Consider the following 18,219-nt stretch of genomic DNA (forward strand, 5'->3'; position numbering starts at 1 on the left):
GATTCATCAGGAGAAAAACCATGAACGCCAGTCCCGTGTTGTTCGATTTCAAGCCCGCGCAGTTGTCCAAGCCGGTCGGCCAGCGCATCGCGCTGGAAATCTCCGCCTTCGGCCTGGCCAAGGGCCATTGCAAGGCCCATGGCCTGGAACAAAAGGACGACATGCGCGGCGCGCTGCGCCACATGCGTGAAAAGATCGCCAAGTATGCGGTGTCGTCGGACCAGATCAACCGCCGCCAGCTGGTGCTGTTTCCGCGCCTGCGCGACATCCGTTACGCCGACGGCGAGCTGTACCTGACCGAGTCGTCGGTGCCGCATCTGCGCATGTTCAAGGACGCCGACGACACCAAGGGCTTCGATCTGAAGCAGCGCCACGCCACCTACGCCACCGTGGTCGGCGAATGCCTGGAGGAGCTGTACCCGGACCGCAGCGCGCCGCCGGACGACCTGATCCACGTGACCTGCTCCGGCTATCTGGCGCCGAGTCCGGTCGAGCGCATGGTCGCGCACCGCGAGTGGTACGACACCACCGTCACCCACAGCTACCACATGGGCTGCTACGGCGCCTTCCCCGCGATCAAGATGGCGCACGGCTTCCTGGCCTCGTCGATGGGCTCGGAACACGTGCCGCCGCGCGAGCGGGTCGACATCGTCCACACCGAGCTGTTGTCGGGCCATCACAACATCGAGGATTCGGGCATCGAGAACATCATCACCATGAGCTTGTTTTCCGACGGCTTCATCAAGTATTCGGTGGGCTCGGCCGAGTATGTCCGCCAGCATGGCCAGCACGGCTTGCGCATCCTGGCGGCGCACGAGCACCTGTTGCCGGACTCGGCCGACGACATGACCTGGGTGCCGGCCTCGCACCAGTTCCAGATGACCTTGTCGGTGATGGTGCCGGTGGTGATCAAGCGCCACGTGCGCAGCTTCGTGCTCGGCTTGCTGCGGCGCGCCGGCGTCGATTTCGAGAACATCGAACAGCGCGAGCGTTTGATGTTCGCGATCCATCCGGGCGGCCCGCGCATCGTCGAGCATGTGCAGAGCGAGCTGGGCTTGCGCGACGACCAGGTCGCGATCAGCAAGAAGGTGTTTCGCGAGAACGGCAATATGTCGTCGGCGACGGTGCCGCACATCCTCAAGGGCTTGCTGGAGGAAAAGGCGGTGCCGGCCGGCACCCGCATCGTCGCGCTGGGCTTCGGCCCCGGCCTGACGGTGACCGGCCTGGTGCTGGAGAAAATATGATGCGCGACGCCGCCCCGCTGGCGCCCCGGCTGCCATTCGTCGAGCGCATCGCCAGCCATCTGCCGCTGCGCCACATCGTGGTCGAGCGCACGCTGAGCCTGGCGCGCGATCTGCATCTGGCCGATCATCATTTCGTGCCGGCGCGGCCGCACAAGCCGCTGGCGGAGTGCTTTCCGGTGTTGCCGCTGACCTTCAGCCTGGAGGCGATGGCGGAGGTGGCGGCCTGTCTGGCGCCGGGCATGGGCTTGACCGGTTTCGACGGGGTCGGCGCGGCGCGCTGGATCGCGCTGGCCGATCAGACCGAGTTGCCGTTGCGGATCGAGGCGCGGCTGGTGGACGAGGATGCCGCCGGCCCCGGCTCCGGTCCGGGCTTGGCGCCTGGGGTTGACGCCGGCCTGGGCGCCGCCGGCAGACGGGTGGCGGTGACGATCCGCGCCGGCGGCGATCCCCGGCCGGCGATCTCGGCGACGGTGCGTTTCGGCCGGCATTACCGGCTTGGGCTGCATCCGGTGTTTTCGCCGCTGGCGGCCGATGTCGGGCTCGACAGCGCGGCGATTTACGCCAGCCGGCAGATGTTTCATGGACCGAGCCTGCGCTGTCTGGAGGGGGAGGTCGCGGTCGGTGCGCAAGGGGCGGCCGGGACGCTGGTGGTGCGGGCGCCGGACCGGCTGTTCGCGGCGATGTCGGCGCCGCAGTTGCTGACCGATCCGGCGCTGATGGACGGCATCGGGCAGTTGATCGGCATCTGGGCGATGCGGCGGCGGCAGCGTGTGACGTTCCCGATCGGGATCGAGCGGCTGGAGTATTACGCCGCCACGCCGCCGCCCGGCACCCGCGTGCCGCTGCGCATCGACACCACGGTGCTGGGCAAGCTGCTCAGCACCGTGGTCGAGATCGGCGACGGCGCCGGCGGCGTGTGGATGCGCATCGCCGGCTGGAAGTCGTGGCAATTCCTGTGGGAGCCGCGCTTGCTGGCGTTCCGCCGCCGGCCCGGCGCGCACCTGCTGAGCGTTGAACTCCCCCTGCCGGCATCGCTCGCCGAGGCCGACGCCGACACCGCCCCAGCCCCCGGCGCCAGCGGCGATCCCGCCCCGGGCGCCACCGTCGCATCCGGTCTCGGTGCCGCTGCCGCGCCCGGCCTCGCCGCTGCCGCCGTTCCCGGCTCTGGCGCCAGCGGCGATACCAGCCCCGGCGTCGGCGGTGGTCGCGGCAAGCCGCCGGTGTGGCAACTGATGGACGCCGCCGTGGTGGCCGATTTCGACCGCACCTTGCTGGCCCGCCACTATCTGCGGCGCGACGAGATGGCGGCGTTCGAGGCCAAGGCGGCGGTGCCGCCGCGCCAGCTGGAATGGCTGCTGGGCCGCATCGCCGCCAAGGACGCGGCGCGGCGCTGGGCCGCCGGCCCCGGCGCTGAGCTACTGCATCCGGTCACATTCGCCATCGACAACGACGCCGCCGGCCGCCCGCGCGTGACGCACTGGCCGCTGCCGTCGCCGCCGCCGCAACTGAGCATCGCCCACAGCCACGGCCGCGCGCTGGCCGCCGCCCACCACGCAGCCATCGGCGTCGACATCGAAGCAGTCGCGCCGCGCGACTCACTGTGCGTGGCCGCCTTCAGCGACGCCCGTGAACGCCGCTGGCTGCGCGCCGGCGACGGCGTCGACGCCGACGAATGGCTGACCCGCCTGTGGTGCGCCAAGGAAGTGCTGGGCAAACTGATGGGAACGGCGGTGCGGCCGTCGCCGCTGGCGTTCGCCGCCGTCGGCCGCGACGCCCACGACTGCCTGCTGATGCGCCACCGCCCCGACGGCGCCGGCGCGCGCGTGGCCGCCGTGCGCGACGGCCGATTCATCTACGCGCTCGGACTGGCGCTGGCCACCGCGCCGCAGCCCGCGGCCACCGCGCCAGCCGCCGCCACCACGTCAACCTCGCCATCTTAAGGAGACCTCATGTCGCACCTACTCTCACGGCCGCTGGTGGAACTGCACGGCGTCGTCAAACGCTACCGGCTGGGCGGCGCCGCCATCATCGCGCTGGCCGGCATCGACCTGCGCATCGGCGCCGGCGAATTCGTCGCGGTATGGGGGCCGTCCGGCTCCGGCAAATCGACCCTGTGCAACATGATCGGCCTGCTCGACGCCCCCACCTCGGGCAGCGTCAGCTTTCGCGGCCAGGACGCCGCCAAGCTGTCCGACAACGCCCGCAGCGATCTGCGCAACCAAGGCATCGGCTTCGTGTTCCAGGGCTTCAACCTGGTGCCGGTGCTGTCGGCGCTGGAGAACGTGATGCTGCCGTTGCAGATCGGCGGCGCGTCGGCGCTGGTGGCGCGGGACGCCGCCCGGCTGCGGCTGGAACAGGTCGGCCTGGGCGCGCAGCTGACGCAGCGGCCATCCTCGCTGTCGGGCGGCCAGCAGCAGCGGGTGGCGATCGCCCGCGCCCTGATCGGCGCCCCGGCGCTGGTGGTGGCCGACGAGCCGACCGCCAATCTCGACACCGCCAACGCCTTGCTGATCATCGAGCTGATGCGGCGCATCAGCCGCGAGGAGGGCACCACCTTCGTCTTTTCCACCCACGACCAGCGGCTGCTGGAACGGGTCGACCGCCAGGTCATGATGCGCGACGGCTGCGCGGTCGAAGACCGGCTGCACGCGGCGACCGTCGCGACGCCGCTGGCGGCGGGAGGCTACTGATGATCACCTGGTTCAAGCTCGGCCTGCGCAACCTGCTGCGCAACGCCCGCCGCTCGCTGGTGACGGTGCTGGCGATCGGCCTCGGCTTCCTGGCGGTAAACACGCTGGGCGGCTTCACCGCCTACATCTTCACCAGCCTGCAGGACAGCTACATTTATGGCGAAGGCAACGGCCACCTGACGGTGTTCAAGGCCGGCTTCCTCGACAAAGGCAAGCTTGACCCGCTGGCCTTCCTGCTCGACGCCGACGAACTGGCGGCGGTGCGCAAGGTGCTGGCGGCCGATCCGGATGTGGTGCTGGCCAGCCCGGCGCTGCACATTTCCGGCCTGCTCAGCAACGGCAAGGTGTCGACCATCTTCGTCGCCGCCGGCCTGGTGCCGGAGGACATGCGCAGCATCGCCGCGCACGCGCCCGACCCGGGCGGCAACGGCAGCCGCTTCGACGGCCTGCCGCTCAGCACCGCCAAGCCCTACGGCATCGGCGTCAGCCGCGGCCTGGCGCAGCAGCTCAATCTGGCGCTGGGCGAGACGGCGGTGGCGATGGCGCCCACCGTCGCCGGCCAGGTCAACGCGCTCGACGCGCAGTTGCTGCAGGTGGTCGACGCCCCGGTCGAGGCGCTGGAGGACAAGCTGGCGGCGGTGCCGCTGGCCTTCGCGCAGAGCCTGTACGACACCGCCAGCGTCGACCGCGTCACGGTGCTGTTGCGCGGCGAGGAACAAACGGCGGCGGCCTGCGTCCGGCTGCGCGCCGCGTTCGCCCGCGCCGGGCTGGCGCTGGAGGTACGCACCTGGCAGCAGATGGCGCCGTTCTACACCAAGGTCAAGAAGATGTTCAACGTGATCTTCCTGGTGACCTTCCTGATCGTGTTCCTGATCGTCGTCATGAGCGTGCTCAACACGGTGGGCATGGCGGTGCTGGAGCGCACCCGCGAAATCGGCACGCTGCGCGCGCTGGGCCTGCGCCGCGCCGGCATCGTCAGGTTGTTCGCGATCGAAAGCATGCTGCTGGGTGCCATCGGCTCGCTGTTCGGCATGGCGCTGATGTTGCTGTTGTTGTACCTGGTGCACCTGCTGCATCCGACCTGGGTGCCGCCGCAGATCGCGCGCGAGGTGCCGCTGCGGATCTACCTGGTGGTGCCGTACTGGCTGGCCAGCGTCTCGCTGTTGCTGGCGCTGTCGCTGGCGGCCGCCGTCTTCCCCGCGCGCGCCGCCGCGCGCAAGGAAATCACCCACGCCTTGGGCTTCGCCTGAGCGACAACTATCAAGGAGCAATGATGAAGCTGAACCGGTTTTCTCCCCTAATGACGGTGTGCGCCGCCTGGCCGGCGCTGGTGCTGGCGGTCGCGGCGCCGGCCTCGACCACGGATATCCTCCGTTCCGCGGACGAGGCGCGCGGCAACGTCGAGGGCATCGCCTGGAACGTCACCGTCGAATCGACCGAGAACGAACGCGTCAGCGACACCATGGTGTACGACATCAAGGCGCGCGGCTTCAACGTGGCCGGCATCAGCCAGGCGCCGGCCAAGTACAAGGGCAACAAGCTGCTGATGCTCAACACCAGCATGTGGTTCTACAAGCAGGGCCTGAGCAAGCCGGTGCCGATCTCGCAGCGGCAGAAGCTGATGGGCGACGCGTCCTACGGCGACATCGCGTCGACCAACTACGCCGACGGCTACGCCGCCACCGAGTTGCCCGACGAGCGGGTGGGCGAAGAGGAGTGCCATGTGTACGACCTCAAGGCCAAGAGCGAGAAAAGCACCTACGACCGGATCCGCTACTGGGTCTCGAAGGAGCGGCTGGTCGGCGTGCGGGCCGAGTACTACACGGTGTCGGGCAAAAAATTCAAGTCGGCCACGATGGAGTACGACAACCATATCCAGCTGGCGGGCCAGCGCCGCGCCTTCCTGTCGCGCATCGTCATGCGCGGCGAATTGATGAACGGGGCGGTGACGTATCTGAGCCTGCGCGAGCCGCGCCTGGCGCCACTGCCGGATTCGGTGTTCGACCTTAACCTGTTGATGCGATGAGCGCGCCGACCCTCACCGCCGCCGCGCTGTTGTTGGCGCTGGCCGGCGCGGGCGCGCGGGCGCAGTCCGAGGCGCCGGCGGCGGACAAGGAGCCGGCCGCCGGCGGAGCGCTGGGCGACGAGCTGCGCGAAGGATTTTATTCGCGCCTCAACGTGCTGGCGTTCGGCGTCTACAACGACCTGCGCGATGGCCAGCGCGCCAGCAATGTGCTGGGTTTCCCGCGCAGTCAGGCGGAGATCGATTTCCGTCCCGACTTCAGCCTCAGCCTGCGGCGCTTCGACTTCGGCCTGAAGCCGCGCCTGCTCTACGCGCGCGACCGGCTGTACGAGCGCGTCGGCGAAGACGACACCGACACCCGCCACCGTGGCTACATCAACGAAGCCTACGTGCGCTTCCGCGCCACCGAGAACGTGACCGCCATCCTCAGCCGCGAGAACCTGCAATGGGGCCCGTCGGCGCTGGTGTCGGCGTCGAATCCGTTCAATCCGAACAACGGCAAGGGCAATCCCAATGTCGAGCTGCCCGGCCTCGACTACGTGCGGCTGGTGGCGGTGCCGAGTCCGGAGTGGACGGTTTCGCTGATCAGCAACTTCCGCCCCGGCCGGCTCAACAAGGACGACCAGGTGGCGACCACGGGTACCGGGTTTCCCGCCTCCGCGCAGCTGGCGCCGCCGGTCGGCGTCGACTATTCGCTGCTGCAGCGCGAGCCGTTCGAAAAGACCCACGCCGTCAAGCTCGACTACACCGGCGACGGTTATTACGCATCGGCGATCGTGTCGCACCGCCGGCGCGGCGCCAACCGGTTGGGGCTGTTCGGCGGCTGGAACGCGTCGGACGCGCTGATGCTGTACGCCGAAGGCAGCGCCGAGCGCGAACAGGCGGCGCAGCGCGCCCAGGGCGCCGGGGGCGCGCCGAGGCGCCTGCTGGCCGGCGCCTCCTACACGCTGGAATCGGGGCCGACCTTCAGCGCCGAGTACTTTCACAACCGCAGCGGCTGCACGCTGGAGCCGCTGCTGGCCTGCGGCGCCGCCGCGCCGCCGCGCCTGCCGCTGTTGCGGCGCCGTTACGCGCTGCTGCAATACGTCGACACCAAGCTGCTCGGCAGCGTCAACCTGGTGGTGCGGGTGATCCGCAATCTCGACGACCACTCGACCCTGTCCACCGCCAACGTCGAATGGGAAGTGGGCGAACACGTGCAGCTGTATCTGGTGCCAACCGTCTCCAGCGGCCACGACGGCGCCGAATTCCCCAATTTGCCGAAACGCTCGCTGTTCTTCGGCCTGTCCTACACTTACTAAGGAGACCGCCATGCAAACGACGCCCAGCTTTGCCATCCTGACCATGGGCAGCGGCGACTATCTCGGCTCGACGGTGCGCGACCTGACGCTGGCCAACAGCCTGCACCGGCGCGGCTTCAAGGTGGTCATCTACTGGATGATGGAGGAGAACCGCGACCTGGCCGACGCCGGCATCGAGCACCGCATGCTGTGCCACGGCACGCGCTACCACTTCCAGCGGCCGTCGCAGGTGCTGGACCGCTGGCTGGGTTCCTTGTTGTTCCTGCTGCCCAAGCGCTGGCGGGTGCGCGCCATCCAGCGCAAGGCGTCGTATGTGGACCGGCTGCTGGCCAACCTGGTGCGTTCGTTGTACGCGCAGCCGCAGCCGGATCCGGCGCTCGCGCTGCGCTTGCGGGCGCTGATCGAGCGCGACGACATCAGCCATCTGATGGTCAGCTTCGGCACGCTGGGGCCGCTGGCGCTGGCCGCCAAGCGCGCCGCCGGCCGCCACTTCGACTATGTGCTGACCTTCCAGGGCGACGAGGAGTTCGCCGCCCACGCCGGGCGCATCGGTCTGCTGGACGTGTATCGGCAGCGGCTGAATCAATCGCTGGCCGGATCGCCGTGGAAGTCGATCGCCGTCAGCGAGGATTATGTCAGCCGCATCGTCGACGATATCCAGGTCTCGCCGGCGCGCTTGCAGGTGGTTTACAACGGCGTCGAGCAAAAGGCGCGCGCCGAGGCGCCGTCGTTCGCGCCGATCAAGGCGCTGTTCCCGGCGCTGCGGCAGGATGTGCCCATCGTCTTGTATCTTGGGCGCCAGGACAGCGAAAAGGGCATCGACCTGCTGTTGTACGCGGTGCGGCTGCTGGCCGGACGCGCGTTGCCGATGCAACTGGTGATCTGCGGCGCGACCGCGAAGGGGCCGTCCTACCGCAAGGTGCTGACCGAGCTGGGGCAGCATCTGGGCCTGCGGGTTCATCATGCCGGCACGGTGTCGGCGGCGCTGCGCGACGCGCTGTATGCGCACAGCTATTGCGTGGTCTATCCATCGGTCAACCGCGAGCCGTTCGGGCTGGTGGTGGCGGAGGCGATGAGCCACGGCACGCCGGTGCTGGTGCCGGATTACGGCGGCGTGGCCGAGGTGATCCGCGACCGGGGACGCCAGGGCGGCCTGTGTTTCCGCACCTGGGACAGCGGCGACCTGGCGCGGCAACTGGGGCGTCTGTTCGAGGAGCCGGTGCTGTACCGCGAACTGGCCGGCAACGCGCGCGCGGTGGCGGCGCGCTTCAACGTCGATAATATGACCGACGCCATCCTGGCCCATATCGGCCTGCAAGCCCATCCGCCGGGCCCGGCCGAGCCGGCCGAGCTGCCGCTGCGCGCCTGATCGGCGCGATGCCATCCCGTGCCGACCTCGGCCGCGCGTCCGCCCGCCGGACGCGGCCAGGGCGGCGTTGCGGCGATGCCTCGCGCCGCCGGGGCTAGGCAGGCCTCATGTCTGGTCGCGCGCCAACGTGGCGGCGATCTCCGCGAAAAATGGCCGGGCGGCGGGATCGGCGGCGAGACAGCGGGCCGCCAGGCGTGCCAGTTGATCCAGCTTCGGCTGGAAAGCGGGTGGCGCGTCGCAGCGCGCCAGCAGCTCCTCCAGCAGCACGCCGAAGGCGCGCACCTCCAGCCGCTGCAAGGCCGGCGCATGGGCGGCGTCGGTCGCGAACAGCGAGGCGCCGCCGAAATCGCCCAGCAGCGGAGCGCCAAGCTCGCAATGCAGGATGTTGTGGCCGTACAGGTCGCCGTGCATCACGCCCCGGCTGTGCAGATGGCGCGCCGCCGAGGCGACGCCGCCGGCGATGGCCAGCAGCGTCGCCGGCGTGAAGCGCTTGTCGGCCGGGTAGACGTCGCGGGTGCAGCTGTCCAGGCTGGGCGGACCGGCCAGGTTGCCGAACTTCGGATCGATCAGCGACATCACCAGTCCGTGCGCGCCGTCGGGGTGGTCGTCGATCTTGCCCAGCAGCGGAATCAGGTTGGGATGCGCGCTGGCGCCGATGCAGGCCGCCATTTCGCTCAACGGCGAACCGTCGCTGGTCATCGCCCCCTTGAACACCTTGACCGCGACGTGGCCGCCAGCGTAAGCGGCGCGGTGGATCACGCCGGAAGCGCCTTCGCCCAGTTTCCGCTCCAGCGTCAGGTCGCGCCAGGCGATGGCGGCGCTCGGCGCGGCCGCTTCGCGCTCCGCGCTGAACGGATTGCCGGCGCAGGCCAGCCAGGTCAGGCGGGGCAGCGTCAGCAGCCATGGCGGCAACTCGGTCAGCCGGTTGGCGGCGATGCGCAGCAATTCCAGCTGATGCAGATTCGCCATCGAGGCGGGCAGGGCGCGCAGGCGGTTCCCGGCCAGCATCAGCTTCCGCATCAGCGGCCGGCGGCCCAGCTCGTCCGGCAATTCCTCGATCTCGTTATCGGTCAGCACCAGCCAGCGCAATTGCGGCGGCAGCGCGGCGGCCGGCACGCTGCGGATGCGGTTGGCCTTGAAGCCGACCATGCTCAACGTCGTGCATGCGCCCAGCACCGGCGGCAACTCGGTGAATAGATTGTCCGAACAAAAGATGATGCGCAGCTTGTGCAGCCGGGGCAGGTCGTCCGGCAGCGACGACAGCGCGTTGCCGGACAGGTCGAGGATTTCCAGGCTGTCGGCCAGGCCGAAGATCTCGCGCGGGAATTCGCGCAGGCCGCAGACGAGTTGCAGGCGCCGAACGCCTTGCAGGGCGCCGGAGCGCAGTTGTTCCAATGTATGCATGGATGTGGGTGAACAGTAGATGCGGCAGTGTATCACCGCGACTTTGATGGCGCGAGGTAACGAACTTCCGCTGTCGCGGCATCACCGTAATATGTACGGATCTACATCAGGGGGCTCACATGAAAACGACATATCTGCATATGCTGTTTCTTGGATGCTGCGCCGCGTGGAGCGCGGCGTCCGCTACCACCGTCCAACTGGACTTTTCAGTGGAGCGTTTTGCTCCGTCCAACGGCAATCCGGCGCCTTCCGACCCGGTCCAGGGAAGATTCTGGTGGGAATCCGATAGCTTGACGGGTCCCATCACTCGTCTTCTCGGCGTCGATTTGCGGATTGGCGAACATCGCTACGGTTTGTCCGAGCTGGCGACCAGCGTCATGTCTTCCGGCATTCCCGGCGACCCCGGATCGACTTTTATCGGCGGGAAATACGGCACCGAGTACGGCGTCACGACCGAGACCAACGACTTCACCATGGCCTGGGATAACGACACGCGGCGACCTTTCATTTTTTATTACGCCGTGGATAACAGGAGCGGCATCTGGGGCAGCGACTCGGCATTGCGGCCGAACTATACGCGGTTCGAATTCACGCTGTCGGACGTGCCGCCGCCGGTGCCGGAGCCTGCCGCGTGGGCGCTGTTGTTGGCCGGGGTGCCGTTGCTGGCCATGGCCGGCCGGCGGGCGAGACGGCGTGCGGCCGTGTTCCCGCTTAATGGGGAGGAAATGCCGATGAAGATATGTAAAGATTAGCGGAAAGCCAAACAACCGTGCGGCTTAAGTGAAAATTAATGACGAAAGATTTACGGGGACTTAGTCGCGCAAATGGTTGTTGGGATACAATACCGGTGCTATGCTGAATAACCGATTTTGTCGTACCTGAAGAAATATAGCCCTTCCCCACAACTTGATGTGCAATCCGCTAACCGGTCAGGCCGTGTCGCGGAAGGTTAGATTAACCCGCTAATTCCTCGCGAAGCGCGAAGAAAGGTGAGCAATATGATGCAACAATATACGTCCAACTCCTACCTGTTCGGTGGGAACGCTCCGTACGTCGAAGAATTGTACGAAGCGTATCTGAACAACCCGGGCTCCGTGCCGGACAACTGGCGCTCGTACTTCGACGCCATGCAGCACGTGCCAGCCGTCGATGGTTCCAACAAGCCGGACGTCGCCCACGCCTCCGTGATCGCCTCCTTCGCCGAACGCGCGAAAGCCGGCCCGATCCGCACCGTGACCGCCTCCGCCGATGTCGAAATGGGTCGCAAGCGCGTCGCCGCGACCCAGCTGATCGCCGCCTACCGCTACCTCGGCTCGCGCTGGGCCAACCTGGATCCGCTGCAGCGTCAGGAACGTCCCGCCATCAACGAGCTGGAGCCTAGCTTCTACGGCTTCACCGATGCGGACATGGACACCGTCTTCAACATCAGCAACACCTACTTCGGCCCAGAGACCGCGACCCTGCGCGACTTGCTGAACTACCTGCGCGACACCTATACCCGTTCGATCGGCGCAGAGTACATGTACATCTCCGATCCGGCCGAAAAGCGCTGGCTGCAAGAGCGCCTGGAGTCGATCCGCTCGACCCCTAACTTCACCGCCGACAAGAAAAAGCACATCCTGGAGCGCCTGACCGCGGCCGAAGGCCTGGAACGCTACCTGCATACCAAATACGTCGGCCAGAAACGTTTCTCGCTGGAAGGCGGCGAAACCTTCATCGCGTCGATCGACGAGATCATCCAGCGCGCCGGTGAAAAAGGCGTGCAGGAAATCGTCATCGGCATGGCCCACCGTGGCCGTCTGAACGTGCTGGTCAACACCCTGGGCAAAGCGCCTAAGGAACTGTTCGAAGAATTCGAAGGCAAGCACGGCGACGACCTGCCGGCCGGCGACGTCAAATACCACCAGGGCTTCTCGTCGGACATCTCGACTGCCGGCGGTCCGGTCCACCTGTCGCTGGCGTTCAACCCGTCGCACCTGGAAATCGTCAACCCTGTGGTCGAAGGTTCGGTCAAGGCGCGCATGGACCGTCGCGGCGACCACCTGGGCATGCAAGTGCTGCCTATCCTGGTGCACGGCGACGCGGCATTCGCCGGCCAGGGCGTTGTGATGGAAACGCTGAATCTGGCGCAGACCCGTGGCTATGGCACGGGCGGCACGGTGCACATCGTCATCAACAACCAGATCGGTTTCACCACCTCGGATCCGCGCGACGCGCGTTCCACCATCTACTGCTCGGACGTCGTCAAGATGATCGAAGCACCGGTGCTGCACGTCAACGCCGATGATCCTGAAGCCGTGGTGCTGGCTTCGCAGATCGCGATGGACTACCGTCTGCAGTTCCATAAAGATATCGTGGTCGACATCATTTGCTACCGCAAACTGGGCCACAACGAGCAAGACACCCCGGCGCTGACCCAGCCGCTGATGTACAAGAAAATCGGCCAGCACCCAGGCACCCGCAAGCTGTACGCGGACAAGCTGGTTGCCCAGACCGTGATCGCGGCCGATGGCGGCGAGCAGATGCAAGCCGCCTTCCGCGACGCGATGGACGCCGGCAAGCACACCGTCGATCCAGTGATCTCGAACTTCAAGAACAAGTACGCGGTCGACTGGCTGCCGTTCCTGAACAAGAAATGGACCGACTCGGCCGACACCGCCGTGCCGATGACCGAACTGAAACGCCTGGCCGGCCGCATCACCACCGTGCCTGAAGGCTTCAAGGTCCACTCGCTGGTCGAGAAGGTCCTGGGCGACCGCGCCTCGATGGGCCGTGGCGAACTGAACCTGGACTGGGGCATGGGCGAGCACATGGCCTACGCATCGCTGGTCGCTTCGGGCTACGCAGTGCGCCTGACCGGCCAGGACGCCGGCCGCGGCACCTTCGTGCACCGTCACGCCGTGCTGCACGACCAGAACCGCGAGCGTTGGGACGCGGGCACCTACGTGCCGCTGGAGAACATCTCGGAAGGCCAGGCGCCGTTCACCGTGATCGACTCCGTGCTGTCCGAAGAAGCGGTGCTGGGCTTCGAGTACGGTTACTCGACCGCCGAGCCGAACACGCTGACGATCTGGGAAGCCCAGTTCGGCGACTTCGTCAACGGCGCGCAAGTGGTCATCGACCAATTCATCAGCTCCGGCGAAGTGAAATGGGGCCGCGCTTCGGGCCTGGTCATGATGCTGCCGCACGGTTACGAAGGCCAGGGTCCTGAGCACTCGTCGGCACGTCCTGAGCGTTTCCTGCAGCTGTGCGCCGACAACAATATGCAAGTGGTCCAGCCGACCACCGCGTCGCAGATCTTCCACGTGCTGCGTCGTCAGATGGTGCGCCAGTTCCGCAAGCCGCTGGTGATCCTGACCCCGAAATCGCTGCTGCGCAACAAGGACGCCGGCTCCGCGCTGAACGACCTGGCCAAGGGCGCGTTCCAGACCGTGATCGGCGAAGTCGACGAGAAAATCGATGCCAAGAAAGTCAAGCGCGTCGTCGCTTGCTCGGGCAAGGTTTACTACGACCTGGTCAACGCACGCAAGACGCGCGGCCAGACCGACACCGCCATCATCCGTGTCGAACAACTGTATCCGTTCCCGCACAAGTCGTTCGCCGCTGAACTGAAAAAGTTCCCGGCGCTGACCGAAGTGGTGTGGACCCAGGACGAGCCGCAGAATCAGGGCCCATGGTTCCAGATTCAGCACAACATCTTCGAGAGCATGGACGCTGGCCAACGCCTGGCTTACGCCGGCCGTCCGGCATCGGCATCGCCTGCGGTCGGTTACTACGACAAGCACTATGCCCAGCAAAAAGACCTGCTGGAAACGGCGTTCTCGAAGCTCAAAGGCTTCATTCTGACCAAATAATCAAGCATCACTTACGGAGCCGTGCCCTGCTACGCGGGGCGCGGCCGCAATAACAAAATATACGGAGTTTTACATGGCACAAATCGAAGTCAAAGTACCCCAGCTGTCGGAATCGGTAGCAGAAGCAACCATGCTGACCTGGCATAAAAAAGTCGGCGACGCAGTCGCGCGCGACGAAAACCTGATTGACATCGAAACCGATAAAGTGGTTCTGGAACTGCCGGCGCCTGCCGCTGGCGTCCTGGTTAAAATCATCAAGGGCGACGGCACCACCGTGGTCGCCGACGAACTGATCGCCATCATCGACACCGACGGCGCCGCCGCCGCAGCCGCTCCAGTAGCCGCCGCAGCCGCACCAGCACCTGCCGCCGCTCCAGCAGCAGCGCCAGCCGCCGCCACCGGCGGTTCGAAAGGCGACGTGGCCATGCCTGCCGCCGCCAAGATCCTGTCGGAAAAAGGCCTGAGCGCTGGCGATGTCGCCGGTTCGGGCAAAGACGGCCGCGTCACCAAGGGCGACGCCCTGGGCGCCTCCGTTCCAGCGACCCCAGCCGTCGCTCCACTGGCGCAAGCCGCCGCCAAGCCTGCGCTGCAACAAGTCGCAGCGCCTGCCGCCGCCAACACCGGCGACCGTCCTGAAGAGCGCGTGCCGATGAGCCGCCTGCGCGCCCGTATCGCCGAGCGCCTGGTGCAGTCGCAATCGACCAACGCCATCCTGACCACTTTCAACGAAGTGAACATGGCTCCGGTCATGGAACTGCGCAACAAGTACAAGGACAAGTTCGAGAAAGAGCACGGCGTCAAGCTGGGCTTCATGTCCTTCTTCGTCAAGGCCGCTGTCGCAGCGCTGAAAAAATACCCGATCATCAACGCATCGGTCGACGGCAACGACATCGTCTACCACGGCTACTTCGACATCGGTATCGCTGTCGGTTCGCCGCGCGGCCTGGTGGTGCCTATCCTGCGCAACGCCGACCAGATGTCGATCGCCGACATCGAGAAGAAAATCGGTGAATTCGGCCAGAAAGCCAAGGACGGCAAGCTGACCCTGGACGACCTGACCGGCGGCACCTTCTCGATCTCGAACGGCGGCACCTTCGGCTCCATGCTGTCGACCCCGATCATCAACCCGCCGCAATCGGCCATCCTGGGAGTGCACGCGACCAAGGACCGCGCCGTGGTCGAAAACGGCCAGATCGTTGTTCGTCCGATGAACTACCTGGCGATGTCCTACGACCACCGCATCATCGACGGCCGCGAAGCCGTGCTGGGCCTGGTCGCCATGAAAGAAGCGCTGGAAGATCCTGCACGCCTGCTGCTGGATCTGTAATACGGCTGACCTCGGGCCCGTCCGGGCCCGGGGAATTTTCAGAGGGTCATGAATGAGTGTCGCCGAAGAAATCAAACGTTTGCACGAACTGCATCAGGCTGGCGCCTTGTCGGACGAGGAATATGCCCGAGCCAAGGCCCGTCTGCTGAACAGCGAAACCACCGCCCCAGGGGAGAACATCTCCAACGACATCAGCCGTTTGCGGCGCTCGCAGAGCGACCGCTGGCTCGGTGGCGTCTGCGGCGGACTGGGCAAGGTGACCGGAGTCGAATCCTGGATCTGGCGCCTGTTGTTCGTGCTGTTTGTGCTGACCTTTGGTTTCGGTCTCGCGATCTACATTCTGTTATGGATTTTCGTTCCAGACGAAGAACTGATTGGAAAATAAAACATGAGTAAGCAATTTGACGTAGTAGTCATCGGCGCCGGTCCTGGCGGTTACATCGCGGCGATCCGCGCGGCACAACTGGGTTTCTCGGTCGCTTGCGTCGACGCGTGGGAAAACGAAAAGGGCGGCCCGGCGCCGGGCGGCACCTGCACCAACGTGGGTTGCATCCCATCGAAAGCGCTGCTGCAATCGTCGGAGCACTATGAGCACGCCGGCCATGCGTTCAAGGACCACGGCATCGACGTCAGCGGCCTGTCGCTGAACCTGCCGCAAATGTTGAAGCGCAAGGAAGGCGTCGTCAAGCAGAACAACGACGGCATCCTGTACCTGTTCAAGAAAAACAAAGTCACCTTCTTCCACGGCCGTGCCGCTTTCGCCGGCGCCGCCACCGCTGAAGGCTATCCGCTGACCATCACCGGCCCGGGCGCCGACAGCATCTCGGGCAAGCACATCATCGTCGCCACCGGCTCCAACGCGCGCGCGCTGCCTGGCGCACCGTTCGACGAGAAACTGATCCTGTCGAACACCGGCGCCTTGGCCGCCGATGCCGTGCCTAAGAAACTGGGCGTGATCGGCGCCGGCGTCATCGGCCTGGAAATGGGTTCGGTATGGCGTCGCCTGGGTTCGGAAGTGACCGTGCTGGAAGGCCTGCCGGTGTTCCTGGGCGCGGTCGACGAGCAAGTCGCCAAGGAAGCGCTGAAGCAGTTCACCAAGCAAGGCCTGTCGATCAACCTGGGCTGCAAGATCAGCAAAGTCACCCCGGGCAAGAACGACGTCACCGTCGAGTACGAAAACTCGAAGGGCGAAGCCACCACCGCCGTGTTCGACCGTCTGATCGTATCGATCGGCCGCACCCCGAACACCGACGGCCTGGCCGCCGACAAAGCGGGTCTGGCGCTGGACGAGCGCGGCTTCGTCGCGGTCGACGACCACTGCAAAACCAATCTGCCGAACGTCTGGGCGATCGGCGACGTGGTGCGCGGTCCGATGCTGGCGCACAAAGCGGAAGAAGAAGGCGTTGCGGTGGCCGAGACCATCGCCGGCCAGCACGGCCACACCAACTTCAACACCATTCCTTGGGTCATCTACACCTCGCCGGAAATCGCGTGGGTTGGCCGTACAGAGCAGCAGCTGAAAGCCGACGGCGTCGCCTACAAGGCAGGCAGCTTCCCGTTCCTGGCCAACGGCCGCGCACGCGCGCTGGGCGACACCACCGGCTTCGTCAAGTTCCTGGCCGATGCGGTCACCGACGAAATCCTGGGCGTGCACATCATCGGACCGATGGCTTCCGAGCTGATCTCCGAAGCGGTTGTGGCGATGGAGTTCAAGGCTTCGGCCGAAGACATCGCGCGCATCTGCCACGCACACCCATCGCTGTCGGAAGCGACGAAAGAAGCCGCGCTGGCGATCGACAAGCGCACGCTGAACTTCTAAGCGTCACCAGTAGGCGGACTGCGGGCGGACTGCGGTCCGCCCGTTTTTATTTGCGCACCAAGAATCGAATCACATGAACGTCGAAGAGTTTTATCAGCACGCGCTGGAAGAGCGCAATTTCAAGGCCGACGCCGCCCAGCGTCGCGCGGTGGACCGCCTGCAGCTGTGCTACGAGGAATGGGTGGCCTACAAGGGCCAGCGTTCCAGCACCTTCAAGCGGCTGATCAATCGTCCCGACGTGCCGAAGGGCGTCTACATGTGGGGCGGGGTGGGGCGCGGCAAGTCGTTCTTGATGGACAGCTTTTATTCGGTCGTGCCGCTGGTGCGCAAGACCCGTTTGCACTTTCACGAATTCATGCGCGGCGTGCATCGCCAGCTCGACGAGCTGACCGGGGTCGCCAATCCGCTGGACGAGGTGGCCAAGCGCATCGCCAAGAAATACCGCCTGATCTGCTTCGATGAATTCCACATCTCCGATGTGGCCGATGCGATGATCATGTACAACCTGCTGAAGGCGCTGTTCGACAACGGCGTGTCCTTCATCATGACCTCGAACTACGATCCGCAGCTGCTGTACCCGGACGGCCTGCATCGCGACCGCATCCTGCCGACCATCCAGCTGCTGTACGACAAGCTGGACGTGATGAACATCGACGCCGGCATCGACTATCGCGGCCGCGCGCTGGAGCAGGTCGATTCCTACTACACGCCGCTGAACGCCAATACCGACAAGGCGCTGCGCGACGCCTATGCCCGCATCGCCGAGACCGCCGACGAGGATCCGGTGGTGCGCATCGAGGCGCGCGAGATCCGCGCCTTGCGCCGCGCCGGTTCGATCATCTGGTTCGACTTCAACACGCTGTGCGGCGGTCCGCGTTCGCAGAACGACTACCTGGAAATCGCCAGCCGCTTCCATACCGTGATATTGTCCGGGATTCCGATGATGTCGGCGTCGATGTCGTCGGAGGCGCGCCGCTTCACCTGGCTGATCGACGTGTTCTACGACCAGGGGATTAAACTGTTGATGTCGGCCGAAGTCGAGCCGGAGGAGTTGTACACCAACGGCATGCTGGCCAACGAATTTCACCGCACGGTGTCGCGCATCGTCGAGATGCAATCGCGCGAGTACATGGATAAGGAACAGCGCGCCGCTGCCGGTTCGCTGGCGTGACGTTACACAGGAAAACG

General features: G+C 65.8%; 14 protein-coding genes. 13 read left to right on the forward strand and 1 reads right to left on the reverse strand.

Annotation, left to right across the window (positions count from 1 at the left end):
• The first annotated feature begins 20 nt into the window (after positions 1-20).
• Genes GW587_RS14005 through GW587_RS14035 form a run of 7 tightly spaced genes read left to right on the forward strand, consistent with a single transcriptional unit; the run spans position 21 to position 8,627 of the window.
• A complete protein-coding gene (locus GW587_RS14005) occupies positions 21-1,244 on the forward strand; it encodes a 3-oxoacyl-[acyl-carrier-protein] synthase III C-terminal domain-containing protein (RefSeq protein ID WP_166103941.1) in 1,224 nt (407 codons plus the stop codon).
• The gene (locus tag GW587_RS14010) at positions 1,241-3,184 is read left to right on the forward strand and encodes a 4'-phosphopantetheinyl transferase superfamily protein (protein WP_166103943.1); all 1,944 of its coding nucleotides are present in this window, start codon (positions 1,241-1,243) and stop codon (positions 3,182-3,184) included. Before GW587_RS14005 ends, GW587_RS14010 begins: the two co-directional genes overlap by 4 nt.
• Before the next feature lie 9 nt (positions 3,185-3,193).
• Positions 3,194-3,934 (forward strand): ABC transporter ATP-binding protein, encoded by a 741-nt coding sequence (locus GW587_RS14015; protein WP_166103946.1) that lies wholly within the window; start codon positions 3,194-3,196, stop codon positions 3,932-3,934.
• Positions 3,934-5,184, forward strand: a complete 1,251-nt coding sequence (locus GW587_RS14020) for an ABC transporter permease (RefSeq protein WP_166103949.1) — start codon at positions 3,934-3,936, stop codon at positions 5,182-5,184. Before GW587_RS14015 ends, GW587_RS14020 begins: the two co-directional genes overlap by 1 nt.
• Positions 5,185-5,204: 20 nt before the next feature.
• Complete coding sequence (locus GW587_RS14025; protein WP_166103952.1) at positions 5,205-5,960, forward strand: outer membrane lipoprotein-sorting protein; 756 nt, start codon at positions 5,205-5,207, stop codon at positions 5,958-5,960.
• A complete protein-coding gene (locus GW587_RS14030; RefSeq protein ID WP_166103955.1) occupies positions 5,957-7,258 on the forward strand; it encodes a hypothetical protein in 1,302 nt (433 codons plus the stop codon). Before GW587_RS14025 ends, GW587_RS14030 begins: the two co-directional genes overlap by 4 nt.
• A gap of 10 nt (positions 7,259-7,268) precedes the next feature.
• On the forward strand, positions 7,269-8,627 hold the full coding sequence (locus tag GW587_RS14035; protein ID WP_166103959.1) for a glycosyltransferase family 4 protein: 1,359 nt from the start codon (positions 7,269-7,271) through the stop codon (positions 8,625-8,627).
• A 105-nt stretch (positions 8,628-8,732) separates the two neighbouring features.
• On the opposite strand, the gene GW587_RS14040 is transcribed toward GW587_RS14035, so the two are convergent.
• Positions 8,733-10,031, reverse strand: coding sequence for a leucine-rich repeat-containing protein kinase family protein (locus tag GW587_RS14040; protein WP_166103962.1), 1,299 nt, complete (start codon positions 10,029-10,031; stop codon positions 8,733-8,735).
• 119 nt (positions 10,032-10,150) lie between these two features.
• Here GW587_RS14040 and GW587_RS30995 point away from each other — a divergent pair, with 119 nt between their 5' ends.
• The 6 genes from GW587_RS30995 to zapE all read left to right on the forward strand — a co-directional run bounded on the left by GW587_RS30995 (position 10,151) and on the right by zapE (position 18,202).
• Entirely contained in the window at positions 10,151-10,783 is a 633-nt protein-coding gene (locus GW587_RS30995; RefSeq protein WP_207393492.1) for a PEP-CTERM sorting domain-containing protein, read from the forward strand.
• Between the two features lie 246 nt (positions 10,784-11,029).
• Positions 11,030-13,885 carry a 2-oxoglutarate dehydrogenase E1 component gene (locus tag GW587_RS14050; protein WP_166103964.1) on the forward strand — a complete coding sequence of 952 codons (2,856 nt, stop codon included), beginning with the start codon at positions 11,030-11,032 and terminating at the stop codon, positions 13,883-13,885.
• A gap of 73 nt (positions 13,886-13,958) precedes the next feature.
• Positions 13,959-15,212, forward strand: a complete 1,254-nt coding sequence (gene odhB / locus GW587_RS14055; protein WP_166103966.1) for a 2-oxoglutarate dehydrogenase complex dihydrolipoyllysine-residue succinyltransferase — start codon at positions 13,959-13,961, stop codon at positions 15,210-15,212.
• Between the two features lie 52 nt (positions 15,213-15,264).
• Positions 15,265-15,597, forward strand: a complete 333-nt coding sequence (locus GW587_RS14060) for a PspC domain-containing protein (RefSeq protein ID WP_166103969.1) — start codon at positions 15,265-15,267, stop codon at positions 15,595-15,597.
• Between the two features lie 3 nt (positions 15,598-15,600).
• The gene (lpdA, locus tag GW587_RS14065; RefSeq protein WP_166103972.1) at positions 15,601-17,031 is read left to right on the forward strand and encodes a dihydrolipoyl dehydrogenase; all 1,431 of its coding nucleotides are present in this window, start codon (positions 15,601-15,603) and stop codon (positions 17,029-17,031) included.
• A 73-nt stretch (positions 17,032-17,104) separates the two neighbouring features.
• The gene (gene zapE / locus GW587_RS14070; RefSeq protein WP_166103975.1) at positions 17,105-18,202 is read left to right on the forward strand and encodes a cell division protein ZapE; all 1,098 of its coding nucleotides are present in this window, start codon (positions 17,105-17,107) and stop codon (positions 18,200-18,202) included.
• The last annotated feature ends 17 nt before the right edge of the window (positions 18,203-18,219 follow it).

Source organism: Duganella aceris (assembly GCF_011090165.1).
In the GTDB taxonomy this organism is placed as follows: domain Bacteria; phylum Pseudomonadota; class Gammaproteobacteria; order Burkholderiales; family Burkholderiaceae_D; genus Rugamonas; species Rugamonas aceris.

Excerpts from the sequence above, each read along its gene's own strand:
- GW587_RS14005 (WP_166103941.1), top strand. The coding sequence starts at position 21 with ATGAACGCCAGTCCCGTGTTGTTCGATTTCAAGCCCGCGCAGTTGTCC.
- GW587_RS14010 (WP_166103943.1), top strand. The coding sequence starts at position 1,241 with ATGATGCGCGACGCCGCCCCGCTGGCGCCCCGGCTGCCATTCGTCGAG.
- GW587_RS14015 (WP_166103946.1), top strand. The coding sequence starts at position 3,194 with ATGTCGCACCTACTCTCACGGCCGCTGGTGGAACTGCACGGCGTCGTC.
- GW587_RS14020 (WP_166103949.1), top strand. The coding sequence starts at position 3,934 with ATGATCACCTGGTTCAAGCTCGGCCTGCGCAACCTGCTGCGCAACGCC.
- GW587_RS14025 (WP_166103952.1), top strand. The coding sequence starts at position 5,205 with ATGATGAAGCTGAACCGGTTTTCTCCCCTAATGACGGTGTGCGCCGCC.
- GW587_RS14030 (WP_166103955.1), top strand. The coding sequence starts at position 5,957 with ATGAGCGCGCCGACCCTCACCGCCGCCGCGCTGTTGTTGGCGCTGGCC.
- GW587_RS14035 (WP_166103959.1), top strand. The coding sequence starts at position 7,269 with ATGCAAACGACGCCCAGCTTTGCCATCCTGACCATGGGCAGCGGCGAC.
- GW587_RS14040 (WP_166103962.1), bottom strand. The coding sequence starts at position 10,031 with ATGCATACATTGGAACAACTGCGCTCCGGCGCCCTGCAAGGCGTTCGG.
- GW587_RS30995 (WP_207393492.1), top strand. The coding sequence starts at position 10,151 with ATGAAAACGACATATCTGCATATGCTGTTTCTTGGATGCTGCGCCGCG.
- GW587_RS14050 (WP_166103964.1), top strand. The coding sequence starts at position 11,030 with ATGATGCAACAATATACGTCCAACTCCTACCTGTTCGGTGGGAACGCT.
- odhB (WP_166103966.1), top strand. The coding sequence starts at position 13,959 with ATGGCACAAATCGAAGTCAAAGTACCCCAGCTGTCGGAATCGGTAGCA.
- GW587_RS14060 (WP_166103969.1), top strand. The coding sequence starts at position 15,265 with ATGAGTGTCGCCGAAGAAATCAAACGTTTGCACGAACTGCATCAGGCT.
- lpdA (WP_166103972.1), top strand. The coding sequence starts at position 15,601 with ATGAGTAAGCAATTTGACGTAGTAGTCATCGGCGCCGGTCCTGGCGGT.
- zapE (WP_166103975.1), top strand. The coding sequence starts at position 17,105 with ATGAACGTCGAAGAGTTTTATCAGCACGCGCTGGAAGAGCGCAATTTC.